The sequence below is a fragment of the Delftia tsuruhatensis genome (genome assembly GCF_903815225.1).
GTDB lineage: Bacteria > Pseudomonadota > Gammaproteobacteria > Burkholderiales > Burkholderiaceae_C > Comamonas > Comamonas tsuruhatensis_A.
Genome location: NZ_LR813084.1, coordinates 1922120 through 1943456, shown reverse-complemented (window position 1 = coordinate 1943456; position 21337 = coordinate 1922120). Strand labels below are relative to the sequence as shown.

General features: G+C 65.2%; 21 protein-coding genes. 2 read left to right on the top strand and 19 right to left on the bottom strand.

Going from position 1 to position 21337, the window contains the following annotated elements:
* Window positions 1-21 precede the first annotated feature (21 nt).
* Window positions 22-675 carry an RlmE family RNA methyltransferase gene (locus tag L1Z78_RS08745; RefSeq protein ID WP_234641135.1) on the bottom strand — a complete coding sequence of 218 codons (654 nt, stop codon included), beginning with the start codon at window positions 673-675 and terminating at the stop codon, window positions 22-24.
* 31 nt (window positions 676-706) lie between these two features.
* On the opposite strand from L1Z78_RS08745, the gene L1Z78_RS08740 reads away from it, so the two are divergent.
* Together L1Z78_RS08740 and L1Z78_RS08735 are read left to right on the top strand one after the other, a co-directional pair.
* Window positions 707-1180 (top strand): YhbY family RNA-binding protein, encoded by a 474-nt coding sequence (locus L1Z78_RS08740; protein ID WP_234641134.1) that lies wholly within the window; start codon window positions 707-709, stop codon window positions 1178-1180.
* Between the two features lie 12 nt (window positions 1181-1192).
* On the top strand, window positions 1193-1993 hold the full coding sequence (locus L1Z78_RS08735) for a glycosyltransferase (protein ID WP_234641133.1): 801 nt from the start codon (window positions 1193-1195) through the stop codon (window positions 1991-1993).
* A 74-nt stretch (window positions 1994-2067) separates the two neighbouring features.
* Here the strand turns inward: L1Z78_RS08735 and L1Z78_RS08730 are convergent, their stop codons facing one another.
* The 18 genes from L1Z78_RS08730 to pyrH form a co-directional block, all read right to left on the bottom strand.
* Window positions 2068-2505, bottom strand: coding sequence for a DUF4149 domain-containing protein (locus L1Z78_RS08730; RefSeq protein WP_234641132.1), 438 nt, complete (start codon window positions 2503-2505; stop codon window positions 2068-2070).
* Window positions 2506-2526: 21 nt separating this feature from the next.
* Window positions 2527-3003, bottom strand: coding sequence for a transcription elongation factor GreA (gene greA, locus L1Z78_RS08725; protein ID WP_234641131.1), 477 nt, complete (start codon window positions 3001-3003; stop codon window positions 2527-2529).
* A gap of 250 nt (window positions 3004-3253) precedes the next feature.
* Entirely contained in the window at window positions 3254-6502 is a 3249-nt protein-coding gene (gene carB, locus L1Z78_RS08720; RefSeq protein ID WP_234641130.1) for a carbamoyl-phosphate synthase large subunit, read from the bottom strand.
* Entirely contained in the window at window positions 6495-7667 is a 1173-nt protein-coding gene (gene carA / locus L1Z78_RS08715; protein ID WP_234641129.1) for a glutamine-hydrolyzing carbamoyl-phosphate synthase small subunit, read from the bottom strand. The genes carB and carA overlap by 8 nt, the downstream gene beginning before the upstream one ends.
* Before the next feature lie 173 nt (window positions 7668-7840).
* A complete protein-coding gene (locus tag L1Z78_RS08710) occupies window positions 7841-8632 on the bottom strand; it encodes a TrmH family RNA methyltransferase (RefSeq protein ID WP_234641128.1) in 792 nt (263 codons plus the stop codon).
* A 58-nt stretch (window positions 8633-8690) separates the two neighbouring features.
* Window positions 8691-9398, bottom strand: a complete 708-nt coding sequence (rnhB, locus tag L1Z78_RS08705; RefSeq protein WP_234641127.1) for a ribonuclease HII — start codon at window positions 9396-9398, stop codon at window positions 8691-8693.
* On the bottom strand, window positions 9361-10551 hold the full coding sequence (gene lpxB / locus L1Z78_RS08700; RefSeq protein WP_234641126.1) for a lipid-A-disaccharide synthase: 1191 nt from the start codon (window positions 10549-10551) through the stop codon (window positions 9361-9363). Before lpxB ends, rnhB begins: the two co-directional genes overlap by 38 nt.
* 21 nt (window positions 10552-10572) lie before the next feature.
* Window positions 10573-11361: an acyl-ACP--UDP-N-acetylglucosamine O-acyltransferase gene (lpxA, locus tag L1Z78_RS08695; protein WP_234642126.1), complete on the bottom strand. Its 789-nt coding sequence runs from the start codon at window positions 11359-11361 to the stop codon at window positions 10573-10575.
* 16 nt (window positions 11362-11377) lie between these two features.
* Window positions 11378-11818, bottom strand: a complete 441-nt coding sequence (gene fabZ, locus L1Z78_RS08690) for a 3-hydroxyacyl-ACP dehydratase FabZ (protein ID WP_234641125.1) — start codon at window positions 11816-11818, stop codon at window positions 11378-11380.
* Entirely contained in the window at window positions 11815-12822 is a 1008-nt protein-coding gene (gene lpxD / locus L1Z78_RS08685) for a UDP-3-O-(3-hydroxymyristoyl)glucosamine N-acyltransferase (RefSeq protein ID WP_234641124.1), read from the bottom strand. Before lpxD ends, fabZ begins: the two co-directional genes overlap by 4 nt.
* 23 nt (window positions 12823-12845) lie before the next feature.
* On the bottom strand, window positions 12846-13355 hold the full coding sequence (locus tag L1Z78_RS08680) for an OmpH family outer membrane protein (RefSeq protein ID WP_234641123.1): 510 nt from the start codon (window positions 13353-13355) through the stop codon (window positions 12846-12848).
* On the bottom strand, window positions 13355-15652 hold the full coding sequence (gene bamA / locus L1Z78_RS08675; RefSeq protein ID WP_234641122.1) for an outer membrane protein assembly factor BamA: 2298 nt from the start codon (window positions 15650-15652) through the stop codon (window positions 13355-13357). The genes L1Z78_RS08680 and bamA overlap by 1 nt, the downstream gene beginning before the upstream one ends.
* Before the next feature lie 45 nt (window positions 15653-15697).
* A complete protein-coding gene (gene rseP / locus L1Z78_RS08670; RefSeq protein WP_234641121.1) occupies window positions 15698-17068 on the bottom strand; it encodes an RIP metalloprotease RseP in 1371 nt (456 codons plus the stop codon).
* Window positions 17069-17148: 80 nt separating this feature from the next.
* The gene (gene ispC / locus L1Z78_RS08665) at window positions 17149-18327 is read right to left on the bottom strand and encodes a 1-deoxy-D-xylulose-5-phosphate reductoisomerase (RefSeq protein ID WP_234641120.1); all 1179 of its coding nucleotides are present in this window, start codon (window positions 18325-18327) and stop codon (window positions 17149-17151) included.
* Window positions 18324-19178 (bottom strand): phosphatidate cytidylyltransferase, encoded by an 855-nt coding sequence (locus tag L1Z78_RS08660; RefSeq protein ID WP_234641119.1) that lies wholly within the window; start codon window positions 19176-19178, stop codon window positions 18324-18326. Before L1Z78_RS08660 ends, ispC begins: the two co-directional genes overlap by 4 nt.
* Window positions 19179-19191: 13 nt before the next feature.
* Complete coding sequence (gene uppS / locus L1Z78_RS08655; RefSeq protein ID WP_234641118.1) at window positions 19192-19938, bottom strand: polyprenyl diphosphate synthase; 747 nt, start codon at window positions 19936-19938, stop codon at window positions 19192-19194.
* A gap of 35 nt (window positions 19939-19973) precedes the next feature.
* Window positions 19974-20534: a ribosome recycling factor gene (gene frr, locus L1Z78_RS08650; protein WP_234641117.1), complete on the bottom strand. Its 561-nt coding sequence runs from the start codon at window positions 20532-20534 to the stop codon at window positions 19974-19976.
* 43 nt (window positions 20535-20577) lie between these two features.
* Complete coding sequence (pyrH, locus tag L1Z78_RS08645; protein WP_234641116.1) at window positions 20578-21300, bottom strand: UMP kinase; 723 nt, start codon at window positions 21298-21300, stop codon at window positions 20578-20580.
* Window positions 21301-21337 lie beyond the last annotated feature (37 nt).

Below are 21337 nucleotides of genomic sequence, written 5' to 3'. Positions count from 1 at the left end.
GCCCACGGGACGGGCCCCGGCCTACTTCAGGCCCATGCCGACCAGAAACGTCTCGGAAGACTTGTCGCGCGAGGACTTGGGCTTGACGGGCTTGACCACCTTGAAGGTCTGGCGGAACAGCGCGACCAGTTCGTCATAGGCCCCTCCGTGGAAAAGCTTCACGACCAGAGCCCCCTCGGATTTCATATGATGGATCGAAAAATCAACCGCGAGCTCGACCAGCAGGGCGATGCGCGCCGCGTCGGTCGTGCCGTTGCCCGACAGGTTGGGCGCCATGTCCGAGACCACCACGTCGGCCTTGCCGCCCTGCATCGCATCCTGCAGTTGCGCAAGCACCGGTGCCTCGCGGAAATCGCCCTGGATGTACTGCACGCCCTCGATGGGCTCCATGGGCAGCAGGTCCAGCGAGATGATGCGGCCATTGAGCTGGCCGACGGCCGCACCCTCGGGAGACAGGCGGCGGCGCACATACTGGCTCCATGCCCCGGGCGCGCAACCCAGATCCACCACGGTGGCACCGGGCCGGATGAGCTTGAACTGCTCGTCTATCTCCTTGAGCTTGTAGGCCGCGCGCGCGCGGTAGCCGTCCTTCTGGGCGGCCTTGACATAGGGGTCGTTGACGTGGCTGTTGAGCCAGGCCTTGTTGACCTTCTTGCTTTTTGTTTGGACTTTCATGCTGGATTCTTTCAGCCTCGATAATACGGCCATGCCCCAAATTCAATTGACTCCCGCCCAGCGCCGGGAACACCGCGCCAACGCACACCACCTGGACCCCGTGGTCCTCATCGGGGGTGACGGCCTGACGGCCGCCGTGCAAAAGGAGGTCAACGCCGCCCTCAATGCACATGGCCTGATCAAGGTCCGTGTCTTCAACGATGACCGCGCCGCACGCGAGCAGATGTACCTGCAACTGTGCGACGAGCTCGGCGCCGCCCCCATCCAGCACATCGGCAAGCTGCTGGTGCTGTGGCGCCCGATGCCGGAAAAGGAAAAGACCGTCGACGAGGACCGCATGCCCGGTCCACGCGACGTCAAGGTGCTCAAGTTCAGCAAGCGCGGCGGCCAGAAGCCCGAGGTCAAGCAGATCCGCGTGCTGGGCAATCAGCGCCTGACGGCCGGTGGCCAGGTCAAGCGCGCCAAGCCCAAGCAGAAGTCGGTCAAGAAGCGCCAGGCAGACTGATTGCCCGTGCCGATGACCGCAGCATCCCTTGCCGCCAGCGGGGCCGAGGCCTCGCAACCGATCTCCGCCAGCCCGGCCGCTCCCGCCCAGCAGCGCTTCGTGATCTGCATGAAGTGGGGCAAGAAGTATGGCCCGGAGTATGTCAACAGGCTCTACGCCATGGTGCGCCGGCATCTGAAGGGCGATTTTCGCTTTGTCTGCCTGACCGATGACGGCGTAGGGATTCGCGGCGAGGTCGAGTGCCTGCCGATTCCCCCGCTGAACCTGCCTGCCGGCATCCCCGAACGCGGCTGGAACAAGCTGGCCACCTTCAGCGCCGATCTGTTCGGCCTGCGTGGAACAGCCTTGTTCCTTGACGTGGATGTAGTCATCACCGGGCCGCTGGACGACTTCTTCACCGAGCCCGGCGAGTTCCTGATCATCCATGACTACAAGCGCCCCTGGCGCATCACGGGCAACTCGTCGGTCTACCGCTTCGAGCTGGGCGCTCACCCCGAGGTGCTGGATTACTTCCGCACCCATTTCGAAGAGATCCGCAACAACTTCCGCAACGAGCAGGCCTACCTGTCGGACATGCTGCACAAGCAGGGCAAGCTGCGCTACTGGCCTGCGGCCTGGTGCCCCAGCTTCAAGTACCACTGCATCCCCACCTGGCCGACCAACTACTGGGCGCCCCCCTTTGTGCCGGAAGGCGCCCGCGTGATCATCTTCCACGGCGAGTGCAACCCGCCCGATGCGCTGGCGGGCCGGCGCAACCGGCGCTTTCGCTACATCCGCCCCGCCACCTGGGTGGCCGATCACTGGCACGAGTAGGCCGCCGCCGTGTGGGCGGCCCGGCAATGAAAAATGCCCGCAGATGCGGGCATTTTTCATGGTCACGGCGAGATTCAGCGGGCAGCACTGCTGCGCCCAGGCGCGGCCACGCGCCAGAGCACCACCAGCGCGCACAGCCACTGGAGCGCATACATCACCGTGCCCACGCTGTGCCACAGCTTGAGGTTGTCGCGCGCAACGATGCGCGGCGACACGCCGTACTGGACCAGAAGCGCCAGCAGCATGCCGCCGATCACAAAGCCCAGGCAGCCCTGGGCCCAGGGCTGCAAGGCCCGCTCCTGGCGACGCCGTGACAGCACAAGCAGCACGGCAGCGCAGGCGACGGACACCCAGGTCTGCGCGGCAAACAACTGCGCCGCCATGAAGCCCGCCACGGCTGGCGTGGGCAGATGGGCGAACAGCATCGGCACGGCCATGAAGCCTATGGACGACAGGCTGCCCCACCACAAGGCGGCGGCCAGCAGGGGAATGCGCTCATGCAGGGTATTCACAGCGTCACGCCTTGGCCCGCATCAGAGATAGCGCACCGATACCACTTCATAGCGGCGCTCGCCACCGGGCGCCTGCACGACGGCGGTGTCGCCCTCTTCCTTGCCGATCAGCGCGCGTGCGATGGGGCTGGAGACATTGATCAGGCCCAGCTTGAGATCGGCCTCGTCCTCGCCCACGATCTGGTACTTGACCATGTCGCCGCTGTCCTCATCCTCGAGCTCGACCGTGGCGCCGAAGACCACGCGGCCGCCGGCATCCACGGCCGCCGGATCGATGATCTGGGCGGCGGACAGCTTGCTCTCGACTTCGGCGATGCGGCCTTCGATGAAGCCCTGGCGGTCCTTGGCAGCTTCGTACTCGGCGTTCTCGCTCAGATCACCCTGGGCACGCGCCTCGGCGATGGCCTGGATCACGGCGGGACGCTCCACGGTCTTCAGGCGGTGCAGCTCGTCCTTGAGCTTTTCGGCTCCGCGCTTGGTGATGGGGATGGTGGCCATTGAAAAGTCTCCATGTTCAGCAAACGCCGCGCGCTGCGCGGCTTCCTCGGTACGGCGGGTCCGCGTTGCAGCGGCAGGGCCTGTACCCCAAAAGCAAACCGCCGCACGTTGCCGCGCGGCGGTTTTCATCAGGTCGTCCGGTCCATTATGCCGCGTTTACCCGCCTGAAGTGGCGGGAAAACCCAACGGCACTGTCGGACAGTTGCCCAGGCTGCGCCCCGTCGAAAACCGGGGCGGCGCCGTCCCCCGATCAGGCGGCCTGCAGCTGGGCGTGCAGCTCCTGCACCGAATGCACGTCCATGTGGCCCATGGACTTCATGCCTTCGACGGCCGCTTCCGCGCCGAAGATGGTGGTGAAGGTGGTCACGCGCGCCAGCAGGGCACTGGTACGGATGGCACGCGAGTCGGCAATGGCGTTGCGGCGCTCTTCCACCGTGTTGATGACCATGACGATCTCGCCGTTCTTGATCATGTCCACGATGTGGGGGCGGCCCTCGGTGACCTTGTTGACCACCTGCACCTCGATGCCGGCCTCGGCGATGGCCGCAGCCGTGCCGCGCGTGGCGCACAGGGCAAAGCCCATGGCGGCCAGCTCCCTGGCCACGGCCACGGCGCGCGGCTTGTCGGCGTTCTTCACGGTCAGGAAGACTTTGCCCGAGGTGGGCAGCGTCACGCCGGCACCCAGCTGGCTCTTGACGAAGGCCTCGCCGAAGGTCTTGCCCACGCCCATGACTTCGCCGGTGGACTTCATCTCGGGGCCGAGGATGGTGTCCACGCCGGGGAACTTCACGAACGGGAAGACCGCTTCCTTGACGCTGAAGTACGGCGGCGTGACTTCCTTGGTGATGCCTTGCTGTGCCAGCGTGTCGCCGGCCATGCAGCGCGCAGCCACCTTGGCCAGCTGGATGCCCGTGGCCTTGGAGACGAAGGGCACGGTGCGCGAGGCGCGCGGGTTGACTTCCAGCACGTAGATCACGTCGCCTTCGGCCGTTTCCTTGATGGCGAACTGCACGTTCATGAGGCCCACCACGTTCAGCGCATTGGCCATGGCGGCGGTCTGGCGCTTGATCTCGGCCACGGTCTCGGGCTTGAGGTAGTACGGCGGCAGCGAGCAGGCGGAGTCGCCCGAGTGCACGCCGGCCTGCTCGATGTGCTCCATCACGCCGCCGATGAAGACGGCGCCTTCGCGGTCGCGCACGCAGTCCACGTCGCACTCGATGGCATTGGACAGGAAGTGGTCCAGCAGCACGGGCGAGTCATTGCTGACCTTGACGGCCTCGCGCATGTAGCGCTCCAGGTCGCGCTGCTCATGCACGATCTCCATGGCGCGGCCGCCCAGCACGTAGCTGGGGCGCACGACCAGGGGATAGCCCAGGCCGGCGGCCTTCTCCAGCGCCTCTGCCTCGGTGCGCGCCGTGGCGTTGGGGGGCTGGCGCAGGCCCAGTTCGTTGAGCAGCTTCTGGAAGCGCTCGCGGTCTTCGGCAGCGTCGATCATGTCGGGCGTGGTGCCGATGATGGGAACGCCTTCCTTTTCCAGGCCCAGCGCCAGCTTCAGCGGTGTCTGGCCACCGTACTGCACGATGACGCCGGCCGGCTTTTCGACGGCCACGACCTCGAGCACATCCTCCAGGGTGAGCGGCTCGAAGTACAAGCGGTCCGAGGTGTCGTAGTCGGTGGACACGGTCTCGGGGTTGCAGTTGACCATGATGGTCTCGTAGCCGTCCTCGCGCATGGCGAGCGCGGCGTGCACGCAGCAGTAGTCGAACTCGATGCCCTGGCCGATGCGGTTTGGACCGCCGCCCAGCACCATGATCTTCTTCTTGTCCGAAGGCGCGGCCTCGCACTCCTCGTCATAGGTCGAGTACATGTAGGCGGTATTGGTCGCGAACTCGGCGGCGCAGGTGTCCACGCGCTTGAACACGGGGCGCACGCCCAGGGCCTTGCGCGCCTCGCGCACGGCCTTGTCGCTGGTGTGCAGCAGCTTGGCCAGGCGGCGGTCGGAGAAGCCTTTTTGCTTGAGCGTGCGCAGCGTCGCGGCGTCCAGGGCCGCCAGGGCTGCGTCGCCCTTTTCCTCGTAGACCTTGTCCAGCTCGAGCTCGATCTTGACGATCTCCTCGATCTGCACCAGGAACCACTTGTCGATCTTGGTGATGTGGTGGACTTCATCCAGCGTCCAGCCGGCCGCGAAGGCATCGCCCACGTACCAGATGCGGTCGGGACCGGGCTCGCCGAGTTCCTTCTCGAGGATCTCGCGGTCCTGGGTCTTCTCGTTCATGCCGTCCACGCCGACTTCCAGGCCGCGCAGCGCCTTCTGGAAGGACTCCTGGAAGGTACGGCCGATGGCCATGACCTCGCCCACGGACTTCATCTGCGTGGTCAGGCGGTTGTCGGCGGCAGGGAACTTCTCGAAGGCGAAACGCGGGATCTTGGTGACCACGTAGTCGATCGAGGGCTCGAACGAGGCCGGCGTCTTGCCGCCCGTGATGTCGTTCTTGAGTTCGTCCAGCGTATAGCCCACGGCCAGCTTGGCGGCAACCTTGGCGATGGGAAAGCCCGTGGCCTTGGACGCCAGCGCCGAGGAACGCGACACGCGCGGATTCATCTCGATGACGATCATGCGGCCGTCCTTGGGATTCACCGAGAACTGCACGTTGGAACCACCCGTGTCCACGCCGATCTCGCGCAGCACCGCCAGCGAGGCGTTGCGCATGATCTGGTACTCCTTGTCGGTCAGGGTCTGCGCGGGGGCCACGGTGATCGAGTCGCCGGTGTGCACGCCCATGGGGTCCAGGTTCTCGATGGAGCAGATGATGATGCAGTTGTCCGCCTTGTCGCGGACCACTTCCATCTCGTACTCCTTCCAGCCCAGCAGCGATTCCTCGATCAGCAGCTCGTTGGTGGGCGAGGCTTCCAGGCCACGCTTGCAGATGGTCTCGAACTCTTCCGGGTTGTAGGCGATGCCGCCGCCCGTGCCGCCCAGCGTGAAGCTGGGGCGGATGACGGTGGGAAAGCCCACGTTCTTTTGCACGGCCCAGGCTTCGTCCATGGAATGCGCGATGCCCGAACGCGCCGAACCCAGGCCGATGCGCGTCATCGCATCCTTGAACTTGAGGCGGTCCTCGGCCTTGTCGATGGCCTCGGGCGTGGCGCCGATCAGCTCGACCTTGTACTTGTGCAGCACGCCGTTGCGCCACAGGTCCAGGGCGCAATTGAGCGCCGTCTGGCCGCCCATGGTCGGCAGGATGGCGTCGGGACGCTCCTTGGCGATGATCTTCTCGACCGTCTGCCAGGTGATGGGCTCGATGTAGGTGACGTCGGCCGTGGCCGGGTCGGTCATGATCGTGGCGGGGTTGCTGTTGATCAGGATGACCTTGTAGCCCTCCTCGCGCAGCGCCTTGCAGGCCTGCACGCCGGAGTAGTCGAATTCGCAGGCTTGGCCGATGACGATGGGGCCGGCGCCAATGATCAGAATGCTTTTGAGGTCGGTGCGCTTAGGCATTTTTGTGTTTCTCCATCAGCGCCGTGAAGCGGTCAAACAGGTAGGCGATATCGTGCGGGCCGGGCGAAGCCTCGGGGTGGCCCTGGAAGCAGAACGCGGGCTTGTCCTTGTGCTCCAGGCCCTGCAGCGTGCCGTCGAACAGGCTGACGTGCGTGGGGCGCAGGGTCTCGGGCAGCGAGTCCAGCTCCACGGCGAAACCGTGGTTCTGGCTGGTGATGCTCACGCGGCCGTTGTCCAGGTCCTTGACGGGGTGGTTGGCTCCGTGGTGGCTGTTGGCCATCTTGAAGGTCCTGGCGCCGGCGGCCAGGGCCATGATCTGGTGGCCCAGGCAGATGCCGAACACGGGCTTGCCGGAGTCCACCAGCTCCCTGGTCGCAGCAATGGCGTAGTCGCAAGGCTCCGGGTCGCCAGGGCCGTTGGACAGGAACACACCATCGGGGTTGAGCGCCAGCACATCCTTGGCGGGCGTCCTGGCCGGCACCACGGTCAGCTTGCAGCCGCGCTCGGCCAGCATGCGCAGGATGTTGAACTTCACGCCGAAGTCATAGGCCACCACGTGAAAGCGCGGCGCCTCCTGCTTGCCGTAGCCTTCGCCCAGCTTCCATTCGGTCTCGGTCCACTCGTAGGGCCTGGTGGTGGTCACCACCTGCGCCAGATCCAGGCCCTTCATGCTGGGGGCGGCCTTGGCGGCGGCCACTGCCTCGTCGATGCGCGCCTGGGTCACCTCCTCGCCGGCTGCCAGACCGACGATGGCGCCATTTTGAGCGCCCTTGTCGCGCAGCAGGCGCGTGAGCTTGCGCGTATCGATGTTGGCGATCGCCACCGTGCCGCTGCGTGCGAGATAGTCGGGCAGGGTCTCGGCTTGGCGGAAGTTGCTCGCCAGCAGCGGCAGGTTCTTAATGATCAGGCCCGCTGCATGGACCTTGCCGGCCTCGACGTCCTCCACATTGACGCCATAGTTGCCGATGTGCGGATACGTGAGCGTCACGATCTGCTGGCAGTAGCTGGGGTCGGTGAGGATTTCCTGGTAGCCGGTGATCGCCGTGTTGAAAACGACTTCACCAACCGTGGTGCCTTGCGCACCGATCGAGTTGCCAACAAAGACCGTGCCGTCTGCGAGCGCCAGGATGGCGGATGGGAATGCTCCCTTGAGAGACAAAAGCACTGGGTTCTCCGGTTCTAATTACGGTTACGCCCAGCGAGCCGCACGGACGGATCCGGTCGGGTTCAGCTTGTCTGCAAGGGGTGGCGAGGAAGCGTCGCTAGGCGTAGTGTGGAATGCTTGAAAGCCGCCCATTATAGGCTGCCAGCGCTTCAGCCTCCCGACAGGGACCGGGATTACCCTTGACGTGAGCCGGCACTCACGCTGCTCGCATGCAGGCATATGGCCGCTGCCGCAGCGACGTTCAAGGACTCCTCGCCACCGGGCTGGCCTATGCGCACATGCAGGGCCGCCTGCCGCATCAAGGCCTCGCCCACGCCCTGCCCTTCATGTCCCATGGCCCAGGCACAAGGCCAGGGCAAGGGCGCCTGCTGGATCAGTTCCCCCTGGTGGGAACTGGTCACGATCAACGGCAGGTTCAGGTCGACCAGATCGTCCGCCGAGACCGACTCGACCAGGTGCAAGCCGAAGTGCGCCCCCATGCCGGCGCGCAGCACCTTCTGGCTCCACAGGGCCGCAGTGCCCTTGAGGGCCACGACCTGGCCAAAGCCGAAGGCCGCGGCACTGCGCAGGATGGAGCCCACGTTGCCGGCATCCTGGACGCGGTCCAGCACCACCGTGGCCACACCTGCACGCAAGGCCGCCGTGGCCTGCCACTCCATCAGAAAGCCGATGCGCGCCGGAGACTCCAGCCCGCTGACTTCGGAGAACAGTGCATCGGCCAACACCACGCACTTGCCGGCCCCCTGCACCCATTGCAGCGGCACCTGGGGCCAGAAGGATTCGGCCACGACGGCCATCGCAGGCTGCACGCCGCGGGCCAGCGCCGCGCGGCACAGGTGATCGCCCTCCAGCCAGACGCGCCCCTGCTTGCGATAGGCCCCACTGTCCTGCGACAGCCTGCGCAAATCCTTGACCAGGGCGTTGTCACGGGACTGGATCAAGGTGGCAGCGGGTTGTCGGCTCATGGCAAGGCTTTCGGAGCAAGGGGAACGAAGACGCCACCGGCGCCGGAGTGGATGCCGCTCAGGCGGACAGCAGCAAGGCCTGCGCGCTCTGCGATGCAGCCGCCACACGGGCGGCGGCCAGCGGCTCGGCCATCTTGGCGATATTCACGACATGGGCCACTGGTGCGAATGAGCGCCTGTGCTCGCCGCAGGCACCGTACTGGCGCAGCGCCGCCAGATGCGCTGCCGTGCCATAGCCCTTGTGGCCGTCGAAGCCGTACTGCGGATGCTGCTCGTGCAGGCGCTCGCACCACCGATCGCGCGTGACCTTGGCGAGAATGGAGGCAGCCGAGATGGCCTGCACCAGGGAATCCCCCTTGACGATGGCTTCGGCCTGCACATCCAGCACGGGCAGTTGATTGCCATCGACCAGCACCAGCACGGGCTTCAGCCGCAGGCCCATCACGGCCCGGCGCATGGCCAGCAGCGTGGCCTGCAGGATGTTGAGGCGGTCGATCTCCTCGACCGAAGCCTCGGCGATGCTGCAGCACAACGCCTTGGCGCGTATCTCATCATAGAGAACCTCGCGGCGTGCAGCCGTGAGCTTCTTGGAGTCATTGAGCCCGTCGATGGGATTGAGGTCATCGAGGATGACGGCGGCGGCCACCACGGGGCCGGCCAGCGGGCCGCGACCCGCCTCGTCCACGCCCGCAACCAGCCCCGGCGCATGCCAGGGCAGGCGCGCCTGTTCAGGCGACAGTGGGGGCAATGATTTTCTCGATCGCATGGGCAGCCAGTTCGGCAGTATCGCGCCGCAACTCATGGTGCAGCGCTGTGAAGCGCTGCACCAGCGCCTCGACGGTTGAAGGGGAATGCTCGCAGGCCTGCAGCCATTGCAGCACGGCCTGACTCAACGCCAGGGGCGTGGCCGCATCCTGGATCAACTCAGGCACGACAAAGTCGCCGCACAGGATGTTGGGCAGGCCCACCCAGGGCTGCAGCTGCTTGCCGCGCATCAGGCGCCAGCTCCAGGGGTGCATGTTGTAGCCGATCACCATGGGACGCTTGTACAGGGCAGCCTCCAGCGTGGCCGTGCCACTGGCGATGAGCGTCACGTCACAGGCCGCCAAGGCATCATGGGACTGGCCTCGCACGATGTGCAGCGACGCCGCCATGCCGGTCTCTTCAGCGACGCGACGCAACTCGTCCAGCTGCGCAGGCACCGCAGGCACTATTATTTTAATAGCTGGCAAAGCCTTGCGAACCAAAGCGGCCGCATGAAAAAAACGCGCGGCCAGGTAACGGATCTCGGAGCGGCGGCTGCCGGGCAGCACGGCAAGCACCAGCCCCTGCTCGTCAAGGCCCAGCCTGCGGCGTGCCGCCGCGCGATCGGGATGCAGCGGAATCACGCTGGCCAGCGGATGGCCGACATAGGTGGCCTCTATGCCATGGCGCGCAAGCAGCTCAGGCTCGAATGGAAAGACGCACAGCACATGGTCGGCCGCATTGCGGATCTTCTCGACCCGGTCGGCACGCCAGGCCCAGATCGACGGACAGACGAAATGCACGGTCTTGACGCCTGCGGCACGCAGATCGGCCTCCAGACCCAGGTTGAAGTCCGGCGCATCGATGCCCACGAACACCGCCGGAGGCTGCCTGAGCAACCGTTGCCGCAATTGCCTGCGGATACCCAGGATTTCAGCCAGCCGGCGAAACACCTCCCAGCTGTAGCCGTGCACGGCCAGGCGCTCGCTGGACCACCAGGCCTCGAAGCCGCGCTGCTGCATCTGTGGCCCGCCGATGCCGAACGCCGATGCCTGCGGCCAGCGGGCCAGCAGGCCGTCCATGAGCAGGGAGGCCAGCAGATCGCCCGAGGTTTCCCCTGCGACCATGGCGATCGACGGGCCCAGGCACCTCGCAGGCGCCGCATTCTCGGTCATGCCATCCTTTCGCGCGCCGGGTCAGCGCGCAATGCCCCGGGTCGAGGCTGCCAGAAAATCCAGCATCAGCGACACATCTTCGGAAGCTTCCGGCATCTCGCCGCAAAGCTGTGCGATGGCCTCGCGGGCAGCGTCCAGCGTCAGACCCTGGCGATACAGCAGCCGGTGCATCTGCTTGACGGCCTGGATGCGCTGCGGCCCGAAGCCGCGCCGACGCAGGCCTTCGATGTTGAAACCCCGCACTGCCAGCGGATTGCCATCCACCATCATGAAGGGCGGCACGTCCTGAGAGATATGACTGGCAAAGCCGGCCATGGCATGGGCCCCCACCTTGGTGAACTGGTGCACGCCCGTCAGCCCACCCAGGATCACATGGTCGCCCACGTGCACATGACCCGCCAGCGTGGCATTGTTGGCCAGGATGGTGTGGCTGCCCACGACGCAATCGTGGGCCACATGCACGTAGGCCATGATCCAGTTGTCGCTGCCGATGCAGGTGACGCCCTGGTCCTGCACGGTTCCCGTGTTGAAGGTGCAGAACTCGCGCACCGTGTTGCGGTCCCCGATCACCAGGCGCGTGGGCTCGCCTGCATATTTCTTGTCCTGGGGCTGCGCCCCCAGGGACGCGAACTGGAAGATCCGATTGTCGCGACCGAGGCTGGTGCGGCCTTCGATCACGCAGTGGGCGCCGATCGATGTACCGGCGCCGATCTCCACATGCGGCCCGATGACGGCATAGGGGCCGACCGACACTGTCGAATCCAGCTGGGCAGCGGAATCGACCAGTGCCGTGGGGTGGATGCGTTCCATGCCAGCCATGTGCCCCTCAGCCCACGTTGCGCATGGTGCACATCAGCTCGGCTTCGCAGGCAACCTCGTCCTCGACCCTGGCCACGCCCTTGAACTTCCAGATGCCGCCGCGCACGCGGTCGATGGTGATCTCCAGCACCAGCTGGTCGCCCGGCTCCACGGGGCGCTTGAAACGCGCACCGTCGATGCCCACGAAGTAGTAGATGTTGTTCTCGTCCGGAACCTGGCCCATGGCGTCGAAGGCCAGCAGGCCCGCGGCCTGCGCCAGCGCCTCCAGGATCAGCACGCCGGGCATGACAGGACGCCCCGGGAAGTGGCCCATGAAATAGGGCTCGTTGAACGTGACGTTCTTGATCGCCCTGATGCGTGTATTGCGCTCAAGCTCCGTGACCTTGTCCACCAGCAGGAAGGGGTAGCGGTGGGGCAGTTGCTTGAGAATTGCGTGAATATCCATCATTGCGTTCCGTTATGGCCTTGATCCGCCGATTGCTGCAGTTGCCGCTCCAGGGCCTTGATGCGTTCACGCATGGAGTGCAGCTGCTTCAGCGTCGCAGCATTTTTTTCCCATTTGGCGTTTTCATCCACGGGAAACATGCCCGTGTAAACACCTGATTGTGTCAGCGAACGGGTCACCACCGTCGCCGCCGAAATATGCACCCGGTCGGCCAGTTGCAGATGGCCCAGCACGATGGCGCCGCCCCCCACGGTGCAATGCGCTCCGATGCGCGCGCTGCCGGCGACTCCCACGCACCCGGCCATCGCCGTGTGCCTGCCGACATGCACGTTGTGCCCGATCTGGATCAGGTTGTCGAGCTTGACGCCGTCCTCGATCACCGTGTCGTCCAGCGCCCCCCGGTCTATGCAGGTATTGGCCCCGATCTCCACGTCATCGCCCACCCGCACGCTGCCCAGCTGCTCGATCTTCACCCAGGCGCCATTCTCCGGTGCGAAGCCGAAGCCGTCAGCCCCCAGCACCACCCCGGAATGCAGCAGGCAGCGTGCCCCCACCTGGCAGTTCTCGCCAACGGTGACGCGCGACTTGAGCACCGTCCCGGCACCGATGCGGGCGCCAGCCTCCACGACACACAACGGCCCGATGGTGGCCGAGGCATCGATCACCGCGCTCTCGTGGACCACGGCGCTCGGATGGATGCCCGCGGGCATCACGGGCAGGCAGTTGCGCCGCCACCACTGGGTGGCGCGCGCGAAATAGGCATAAGGGTCGGGGACCACGATGCAAGGCCCACGCTGCTCTGCGAGCTCGCGCATGGCAGGCGCCACAATAACGCAGGCCGCCTCGGAGGCGGCCAGTTGCTGGCGATAGCGGGGATTGCTCAGAAAGCTGAGATCCCCGGCCCCGGCGGAATCCAGCGGCGCGATGCGGGAGATGGACACCTCCCTGTCGCCACCGACCAGTTCACCTCCGAGTGCATCGAGGATCCGGCCCAACAATACGCTCACGGCTTGCAGCCTTCGACGCCGGCTTACTTGCCGCCGCCGTTCAGCGCCTTGATCACTTTGTCAGTGATGTCGTACTTGGGGTTGATATAGACGGCTTCCTGAAGGATGACATCGTACTTCTCGGCCTCGGCCACCTGCTTGACCACCTTGTTGGCACGGTCCAGCACCTGGGCCAGCTCCTCGTTCTTGCGGGAGTTCAGGTCTTCCTGGAACTCACGGCGCTTGCGCTGGAACTCGCGGTCCTGGTCCACCAGCTGGCGCTGGCGCGAGACGCGCTGGCTCTCGGCCATGGTGGGCGCTTCGCGTTCGAATTTCTCCGATGCGCTCTTGAGTGCGTTGCCCTGGTCGACCAGTTCCTTCTCGCGCTTGGAGAACTCCTGCTCCAGCTTGGACTGCGCAGCCTTGGCGGTCGATGCCTCACGGAAGATACGGTCCGTGTTCACAAAGCCGGCCTTGAACTCCTGGGCATGTGCGGAAACGGCCATGGCGCCAAGCAGCACAGCCAGGGAAAAATGGCTAGATAGAGATTTCATTAGAAAGAGGTTCCGATTTGGAATTGCAGTCGCTGGATTCTATCCCCGGTCTGCTTGCGGATGGGTTGAGCAAAGGCCAGACGCAGCGGGCCCAGCGGGGAAATCCAGCTGATGCCGAGGCCGGTGGAAGCCCGCAGCTCACCGAGATCGAAGTTCTGGTCGGCACCGTAGACATTGCCCACGTCCAGGAATGTAAAAAGTCGCAAAGTCCTGTCATTGCCTGCACCTGGGAAGGGGACCATGAACTCGGCGTTCAGCGTCACCTTCTTGGAGCCGCCCAGGGCGAGATTTTCCTTGGTATCACGCGGCCCCAGCGAGCCCTGCTCGAAGCCTCGGACCGAACCGAGGCCGCCCGAGAAGAAGTTCTTGAACAACGGGAACGGGCGGCCGTTGAGGCCCTTGCCATAGCCCAGCTCACCGTTCAGTGCGATCGTGTACTTCTTGTTCAACGGGATGTACTGCTGGATCTGGTAGTTGGCACGCACATAGCGCGCTTCCCCTCCCACCGACCATTCGGTGTTCAGGCGCTGGTACATGCCCGAGTTGGGCGCCAGCGCGCTGTCACGATTGTCACGCGACCAGCCCAGGGTCAGCGGGATGCCGGTGTTGGCATAGCCGTACTTGTCCGCATAGTCCTTGTAGGCCTGGGGCAGATAGGTGCCGGGCTTGATCTCCGAGCGCTCCACGCCGCCGCCGAAGTACACGGTATCGACCTCGCTGAACGGAACGCCGAAGCGCACGCTGCCGCCCGATGTGACGATCTTGTAGGCCGCATCGTCATAGTAGGGACGGTCCGTGCGGTAGTACAGGTCATAGGTGCGCGAGATGCCCGTGTCCGTGAAATACGGATCGGTGGTCGACAGCACCATGGTACGGCGGTACTTGCTGGTGTTCACGTCCACGCCCAGGTAGTTGCCCGAACCGAACACGTTCTCCTGCTTGATACCGAAGGACAGCGAGACCTTCTCGGCGCTGGAGAAGCCCGCGCCCAGCTGCAGCGACCCCGTGGGCTTTTCGGCCACGGAGATCACCAGGTCCACCTGGTCGGGAGAGCCGGCCACTTCCTGGGTCTCGACATTGACTTCGGTGAAGAAGCCGAGGCGGTCCACACGGTCACGCGACAGGCGGATCTTGTCACCGTCATACCAGGAGGCCTCGTACTGGCGGAACTCGCGACGGATCACTTCATCGCGCGTGCGGTTGTTGCCACTGACGTTGATGCGACGCACATAGGCCCGGCGCGAAGGCTCGGCATGCAGAGTCAGCGCCACGCGGTTGGTGGTGCGATCGATGTCCGGCACGGCTTCGACACGCGCGAACGCAAAGCCGAAGTTGCCGAAATGCTCGGTGAAAGCCTTGGTCGTCGCTGTCACCTGATCGGCGTTGTAGGGCTCGCCGGGCTTGATCTTGACCAGGGACTTGAATTCGTCGTCACGGTCCAGGTAGTTGCCCTCCAGCTTGACGCCGGAGACCACGAAGCGCTCACCTTCGTGGATGTTCACGGTCAGCGAGATGGTCTGCTTGTCGGGCGAGATGGCCACCTGGGTGGAGTCCACCCGGAACTCCAGATAGCCCCGCTGCAGGTAGTAGGAGCGCAGCGTTTCCAGGTCGGCGTTGAGCTTGTTGCGCGCATAGCGGTCCGACTTGGTGTACCAGCTCATCCAGTTGCCGGTGTCCTGATCGAACAGGTCCTTGAGCGTGGACTCACTGAAGGCCTTGTTGCCGACGATATGGATTTCGTTGATGCGGGCGGGCTCCCCCTCGGTCACCGTGAAGGTCAGGTTGACGCGGTTGCGCTCGATGGGCGTGACCGTGGTCACGACTTCGGCACCGTAGAGGCTGCGATTGATGTACTGGCGCTTGAGCTCCTGCTCGGCGCGGTCGGCCAGTGCCTTGTCGAAGGGGCGACCCTCGGCCAGACCCACGTCACGCATGGCCTTTTGCAGGGTTTCCTTGTCGAATTCCTTGGTGCCGGCGAAGTTCACCTCGGCGATGGTGGGTCGCTCCTCGACGACGACGACGAGCACATTGCCATTGGCCTCCAGGCGGATATCCTTGAACAGGCCCAGGGCGAACAGCGAGCGGATGGCGGCGGCCCCCTTGTCGTCGTCATACTGGTCGCCCACGCGCAGCGGGATGGAAGCGAAGACCGTGCCCGGCTCCACGCGCTGCAGGCCTTCGATGCGGATGTCCTGTACCCTGAAGGGCTCCAGCGCCCAGGCTGCATTGGCAGCCAAAACCATGGCGGCCAGGGTCGACGCTGCGCGCACGCCCAGGCGATTGATACGTTTAGTCATGAGTGGATTGGCCGCTGCAGCGGCTTGCCGAAATCGGCTGAAAAGTTAGCCCCAAAGCCGGTTGATATCGTTGAAAAAGGCGACGGACATCATCATCAGCAAAACCGCCACGCCTGCACGCTGCAAGCGTCCGGCCCAGACTTCCGACACGCTGCGGCCAGTCACGCCCTCCCAAAGATAATACATCAGGTGCCCGCCATCGAGCACCGGCAGGGGGAGCAAGTTGAGAACCCCCAGGCTGATGCTGATCAGCGCCAGGAACGACAGGTATTGCACCAGCCCCATGCTGGCCGAGCGGCCCGCGTAGTCGGCGATGGTCAGTGGGCCGCTGATGTTCTTGAGCGAGGCCTCACCTATCACCATGCGCCCCATCATGCGCAGCGTCAGCGACGATAGCTCCCAGGTCCGCTGCACGCCAGCCCACAGGCCTTCCAGCGGACCGCGCTGAACCAGCGCCATCTCTGGCGCGCTGCCGATATAGGCGCTGATGCGCGCAATGCTCTCCTTGCCATCTTCCGAGCGCTCCAGGTCCGGCAACACCGGAATCTGCAGCGACTGGCCATCGCGCTCGACCAGCCACAGCTGCTGTTCGACGCGGCCCGAGGCACCCAGGCGGCGGATGAGATTGCGCAGCTGCGTGCCATCCTCCACGGCGACGGACCCCACACGCAGCACCAGATCGCCCTGGCGCAGCCCCGCTCTTTCGGCTGCGCCCCCCGCCATGACCTTGTCCAGGACTGGCGCCGTCCAGGGCCCCAGCAGCCCCAGGCGCTCGAAGAAGGCTGCATCCGGCTCACCCTGCACCTGGCCGGCCAGTGGCAGACGCAGCTCGGAAGGCGCCGTGCGGCGAGCCTGCTGGACCTCCAGACGCACGGATTCGTCATCCAGTGCGGCACGGGTCAGCAACCAGCGCAGATCGTTGAGCGAGCGCACGTCCTCCCATGCCTGATCGCCCTGGGCCGCACGCAATACGCGGTCGCCCCCCTGCACGCCCGCCACCTGAAGCAACGTGCCGGCCGGTGGCGCCGCCAGGCGCGCCACGGGCTCCTGCATGCCGACCCAGTTGACGATGGCCAGCAGCGCGACGGCGAGCACCAGATTGGCCACGGGACCGGCAGCCACGATGGCGGCACGCGCGCCCAGCGGCTGGGTGTTGAACGCCAGGTGGCGCTGGTCGGCGGGCACCTCGCCCTCGCGCTCGTCGAGCATGCGCACGTAGCCGCCCAGCGGCAGTGCGCCGATGACGAACTCCGTCTCCGAACCCTTGCGCCGCCACCGCAGGAGCGGCCGGCCGAAGCCCACGGAAAAACGCAGCACCTTCACGCCGCAGGCCACGGCGACGCGGTAGTGCCCCCATTCGTGAACGGCGATCAGCACGCCCAGCGCGACCACGAATGCGACTACGGTCAGCAACAATTGATACTCCTTTGAATCCACCGCGGCCCTGCGGGCCTCGGCCAGCGTACCGCGAAGTCAGCAGGGCCGCGCGCCGGGCATCACAGGGACCACTTGCGCACCACCGATTGAGCGACCTCGCGGGCGTGCGCATCGAGTGCCAGCAGGTCCTGCAGGCTGCCCAGTGTAGGCGGCACCAGCGATTCCAGCGTATGCATATTCACAGCATGAATACGATCAAACGACAGGCGCCTCTCGAGGAAGGCGGCCACCGCGACTTCGTTGGAGGCATTGAGCACGGCCGTGGTTCCCTCGCTGGCGCGCAGGGCCTGCCAGGACAGGTGCAGCCCCGGGAAGCGTACGGCATCCGCATCCTCGAAGGTCAGTGCGGCCAGCCGGGCGAAATCCAGTGGCGCAGCGCCGCTGGCAATGCGCCGCGGCCAGGCCAGACCGCAGGCAATGGGCACGCGCATGTCAGGCGTGCCCAGCTGCGCCAGCACCGAGGCATCCTTGAACTGCACCATGGAGTGCACGATCTGCTGCGGATGGATGACGACCTTGATTCTCTCGGGGGCCATGTCGAACAGCCAGCGCGCCTCGATCACCTCCAGCGCCTTGTTCATCATGGTGGCCGAATCCACGGAGATCTTGCGCCCCATGGAGAAGTTCGGATGCGCACAAGCCTGCTCGGGCGTGATCTCTGACAGCGTGGAGGGATCGCGCTGGCGAAAGGGTCCGCCCGATGCGGTGAGCAACAGGCTGTCCACGCGTTCGGGCCAGCTGTCCCGATCCTCGGGCAGGCACTGGAAGATGGCCGAATGCTCGCTGTCTATGGGCAGCAGGGTCGCGCCATGGCGCCGGACCGTCTCCATGAACAGCGCACCACCCACGACCAGAGCCTCCTTGTTGGCCAGCAGCAGGCGCTTGCCCGCCCGTGCGGCGGCAAGGCAAGGCGCCAGTCCGGCAGCGCCGACGATGGCCGCCATGACGGCATCCACCTCGGGATGGGCAGCGATCTGCTCCAGCGCATCCGCAGATTGCAGCACCACGGTGGCAAGCCCGTTGGCCCGCAATTGCTCGGCCAGCCGTCGAGCATGGGGGATGCTGGCCATGACAGCGTAAGCCGGCTTGAACTCGGCACACTGACGCAGCATCAGATCGACCTGCGTGGCCGCGCTGAGCGCAAAGACTTCGTATTGGTCGCGGTGGCGCGCCACCACGTCCAGCGTATTGGTACCGATGGAGCCGGTGGACCCCAGGACGGTGATTTTCTGCTTCATGAATGCGCGAAAGAGGAAAGCATCATGGCCAGCGGCAGGGTCGGCAGCAGGGCATCGACGCGATCGAGCACGCCGCCGTGGCCGGGCAACAGTCCGCTGCTGTCCTTGATACCCACGCTGCGCTTGACCAGGGACTCGACCAGGTCGCCGACCACGCTCATCGCGGCCATGAACAAAGCCGCCAGCAGCAGGAACCAGGCCCCGTGCACCAGCAGCAGCGAATAGAAACTGGGCACGGCCACCGCGTAGTGCCGGTCAGCCCATGCCCAGACCATGGCCAGCACCATGACGCCAGCCACCCCACCCCAGACGCCCTCCCAGCTCTTGCCAGGGCTGATCGATGGAGCCAGCTTGTTCCTGGTGAATTTCAAGCCCAGGGCGCGCCCCGCGAAATAGGCGAAGATGTCCGCCACCCAGACCAGCACCAGCACCGACAGCAGGAAGTTGATGCCCATCATGCGCGCCTGAACCACAGCCACCCAGGCCAGCCATAGCGCCACCACACCTCCCGCCAGACGCACAGGGGCTGCGATGCGCGGCCAACCGGCCACGCCTGCGCGCAACAAAGCCGCGCCGCCCAACACCCACGCAGCACCCGCAACCAGCCATAGCGCCGTCAGGGGCCGCTCCAGCCAGCCTGCGGCCCATGTGGCCAGGCACATCGCCGTGCAGACAGCGCCTATGCCGATGGCACCTGCGGAGCCAAAGCCGTTGATCCGCCCCCATTCCCAGGCGCCCGCGGCCATGAGCACCAGTACCACCACGGCGAACGGAATCCCCGTCGGGTAGAAGAGCGCAGGCAGCAGGATGGCCAGCAGGATCAGGGCGGTGATGACTCGCTGCTTGAGCATGGCTCCCCCTTGTTCAGGTCGTCTTCTGATCTGGCGACGACTGTTGTGACTGTTGTACTTGCGCGGAGGTCTGGCCGAAACGCCGCTCGCGCGAACCAAAGGCGGCGATGGCCTCGTCCAGGCAGGCCTCGTCGAAATCGGGCCAGAGACTGGCGCTGAAGAAAAGCTCGGAATAAGCCGCCTGCCACAGCAGGAAATTGCTGATGCGCATCTCGCCTCCGGTGCGGATCAGCAGGTCCGGATCCGGCACATGGGCCAGCGCCAGTGCCCGGTCCAGGTTTTGCGCGGTGATGGGCCGTCCCTGCTCTGCGAGGCGGGCCGCCGCCTGTGCGATGTCCCAGCGTCCACCATAGTTGAAACAGACATTGAGCACCAGGCGGCTGTTGTGTGCCGTGGCCTGCTCGGCCTGCGCAAGGCCTGCGCAGACCTTGTCCCCCAGGCCGCTGCGGTCCCCGACGAAGTGCAGGCGCACGCCGTCGCGGCTCAGTTGCTGCACTTCCTTGGCCAGGGCATTGGCCAGCAGGCTCATGAGCCCGGAGACCTCCTCCTCGGGGCGGTTCCAGTTCTCGGAGGAGAAGGCAAAGACCGTAAGAACCTGCACGCCGCGCTGGACGCAGGCACGCGCGCAGCGGCGCAGCGATTCCACGCCCTGCTTGTGCCCCGCCAGACGCGGCAGAAAGCGGCGACTGGCCCAGCGACCATTGCCATCCATGATGACGGCAATATGGCGCGGCACTGCGCCGGAGTCTTGGTATGTCAAAGGAGCAGGCCCTGAGGGAGTCGAGGCAGCCCGCCTCAAACCGCCATGATGTCTTGTTCCTTGGCGGCCACCAGCGCATCGATCTCGGCGATGTGCTTGTCGGTCAGCTTCTGGATATCGGCTTCGGAACGCTTTTGATCGTCTTCCGACGCTTCCTTGTCCTTGACCAGCTTCTTGACGGCTTCATTGGCATCGCGGCGCAGGTTGCGCACGGCCACCTTGGATGCCTCGCCTTCGTTGCGCGCCAGCTTGGTCATTTCCTTGCGGCGTTCCTCGCTCATGGGAGGCATGGGCACGCGGATCAGGTCCCCCAGCGAGGCGGGATTCAGGCCCAGGTCGCTTTCGCGGATGGCCTTCTCCACCTTGGCGGACATGCTCTTTTCCCAGGGCTGCACGCTGATGGTGCGCGCGTCCAGCAGCGTCACATTGGCCACCTGGGACAGGGGCACCATGGAGCCGTAGTACTCCACATGGATGGAGTCCAGCAGCGACGGGTTGGCACGGCCGGTGCGCACGCGCGCGAGGTTGTTCTTGAGCGCCTCGATGGACTGGCCCATCTTGGTCTCGGTGGTTTTCCGGATGTCAGCAATCGTCATGTTCTTGTTCCTTGAAGGGCGGTGCAACGCGGTATCAAAACACTCAAGCGTACACCAGCGTGCCCTCGTCATCGCCCATCACCACGCGCTTGAGTGCGCCGGGCTTGACGATGGAGAACACTCGGATGGGCAGCTTCTGGTCGCGGCACAGCGCAAAGGCAGTGGCGTCCATGATGCCCAGATTGCGCGATATGGCCTCATCGAACGCCAGCTTGGTATAGCGGGTCGCAGAGGGATTCTTCATGGGATCGTCGGTATAGACGCCGTCGACCTTGGTGGCCTTGAGCACCACTTCGGCGCCGATCTCGGCACCGCGCAGCGCGGCAGCGGTGTCCGTGGTGAAGAAAGGATTGCCGGTGCCGGCCGCGAAGACCACCACCTTGCCTTCTTCAAGGTATTGCAGCGCCTTGGGGCGCACATAGGGCTCGACGACCTGCTCGATGGCAATGGCCGACATCACCCGGGCCGTCAGGCCCTGCTTGTCCATGGCGTCGGCCAGGGCCAGCGCATTCATCACCGTGGCCAGCATGCCCATGTAGTCGGCGGTGGCGCGGTCCATTCCGACCGAGCCGCCCGCCACGCCACGGAAGATGTTCCCCCCACCGATCACCACCGCCACCTGGACACCGACCTTGGTGACTTCCGCGATCTCGGACACCATGCGCTCGATGGTCGCGCGGTTGATGCCGAAGGCGTCGTCGCCCATGAGCGCCTCACCGGACAGCTTGAGCAGGATGCGCTTGTGGGCCGGTGTGGCGTTGGACATGGTGTTTCTCCGAAATGGTGGGTGGTGATGAATGGTG

Excerpts from the sequence above, each read along its gene's own strand:
- ispC (WP_234641120.1), bottom strand. The coding sequence starts at position 18,327 with ATGAAGCAGAAAATCACCGTCCTGGGGTCCACCGGCTCCATCGGTACC.
- carB (WP_234641130.1), bottom strand. The coding sequence starts at position 6,502 with ATGCCTAAGCGCACCGACCTCAAAAGCATTCTGATCATTGGCGCCGGC.
- L1Z78_RS08735 (WP_234641133.1), top strand. The coding sequence starts at position 1,193 with ATGACCGCAGCATCCCTTGCCGCCAGCGGGGCCGAGGCCTCGCAACCG.
- frr (WP_234641117.1), bottom strand. The coding sequence starts at position 20,534 with ATGACGATTGCTGACATCCGGAAAACCACCGAGACCAAGATGGGCCAG.
- greA (WP_234641131.1), bottom strand. The coding sequence starts at position 3,003 with ATGGCCACCATCCCCATCACCAAGCGCGGAGCCGAAAAGCTCAAGGAC.
- rnhB (WP_234641127.1), bottom strand. The coding sequence starts at position 9,398 with ATGCGATCGAGAAAATCATTGCCCCCACTGTCGCCTGAACAGGCGCGC.
- fabZ (WP_234641125.1), bottom strand. The coding sequence starts at position 11,818 with ATGATGGATATTCACGCAATTCTCAAGCAACTGCCCCACCGCTACCCC.
- L1Z78_RS08710 (WP_234641128.1), bottom strand. The coding sequence starts at position 8,632 with ATGAGCCGACAACCCGCTGCCACCTTGATCCAGTCCCGTGACAACGCC.
- L1Z78_RS08660 (WP_234641119.1), bottom strand. The coding sequence starts at position 19,178 with ATGCTCAAGCAGCGAGTCATCACCGCCCTGATCCTGCTGGCCATCCTG.
- L1Z78_RS08740 (WP_234641134.1), top strand. The coding sequence starts at position 707 with ATGCCCCAAATTCAATTGACTCCCGCCCAGCGCCGGGAACACCGCGCC.
- lpxA (WP_234642126.1), bottom strand. The coding sequence starts at position 11,361 with ATGGAACGCATCCACCCCACGGCACTGGTCGATTCCGCTGCCCAGCTG.
- L1Z78_RS08745 (WP_234641135.1), bottom strand. The coding sequence starts at position 675 with ATGAAAGTCCAAACAAAAAGCAAGAAGGTCAACAAGGCCTGGCTCAAC.
- lpxB (WP_234641126.1), bottom strand. The coding sequence starts at position 10,551 with ATGACCGAGAATGCGGCGCCTGCGAGGTGCCTGGGCCCGTCGATCGCC.
- pyrH (WP_234641116.1), bottom strand. The coding sequence starts at position 21,300 with ATGTCCAACGCCACACCGGCCCACAAGCGCATCCTGCTCAAGCTGTCC.
- bamA (WP_234641122.1), bottom strand. The coding sequence starts at position 15,652 with ATGACTAAACGTATCAATCGCCTGGGCGTGCGCGCAGCGTCGACCCTG.
- L1Z78_RS08680 (WP_234641123.1), bottom strand. The coding sequence starts at position 13,355 with ATGAAATCTCTATCTAGCCATTTTTCCCTGGCTGTGCTGCTTGGCGCC.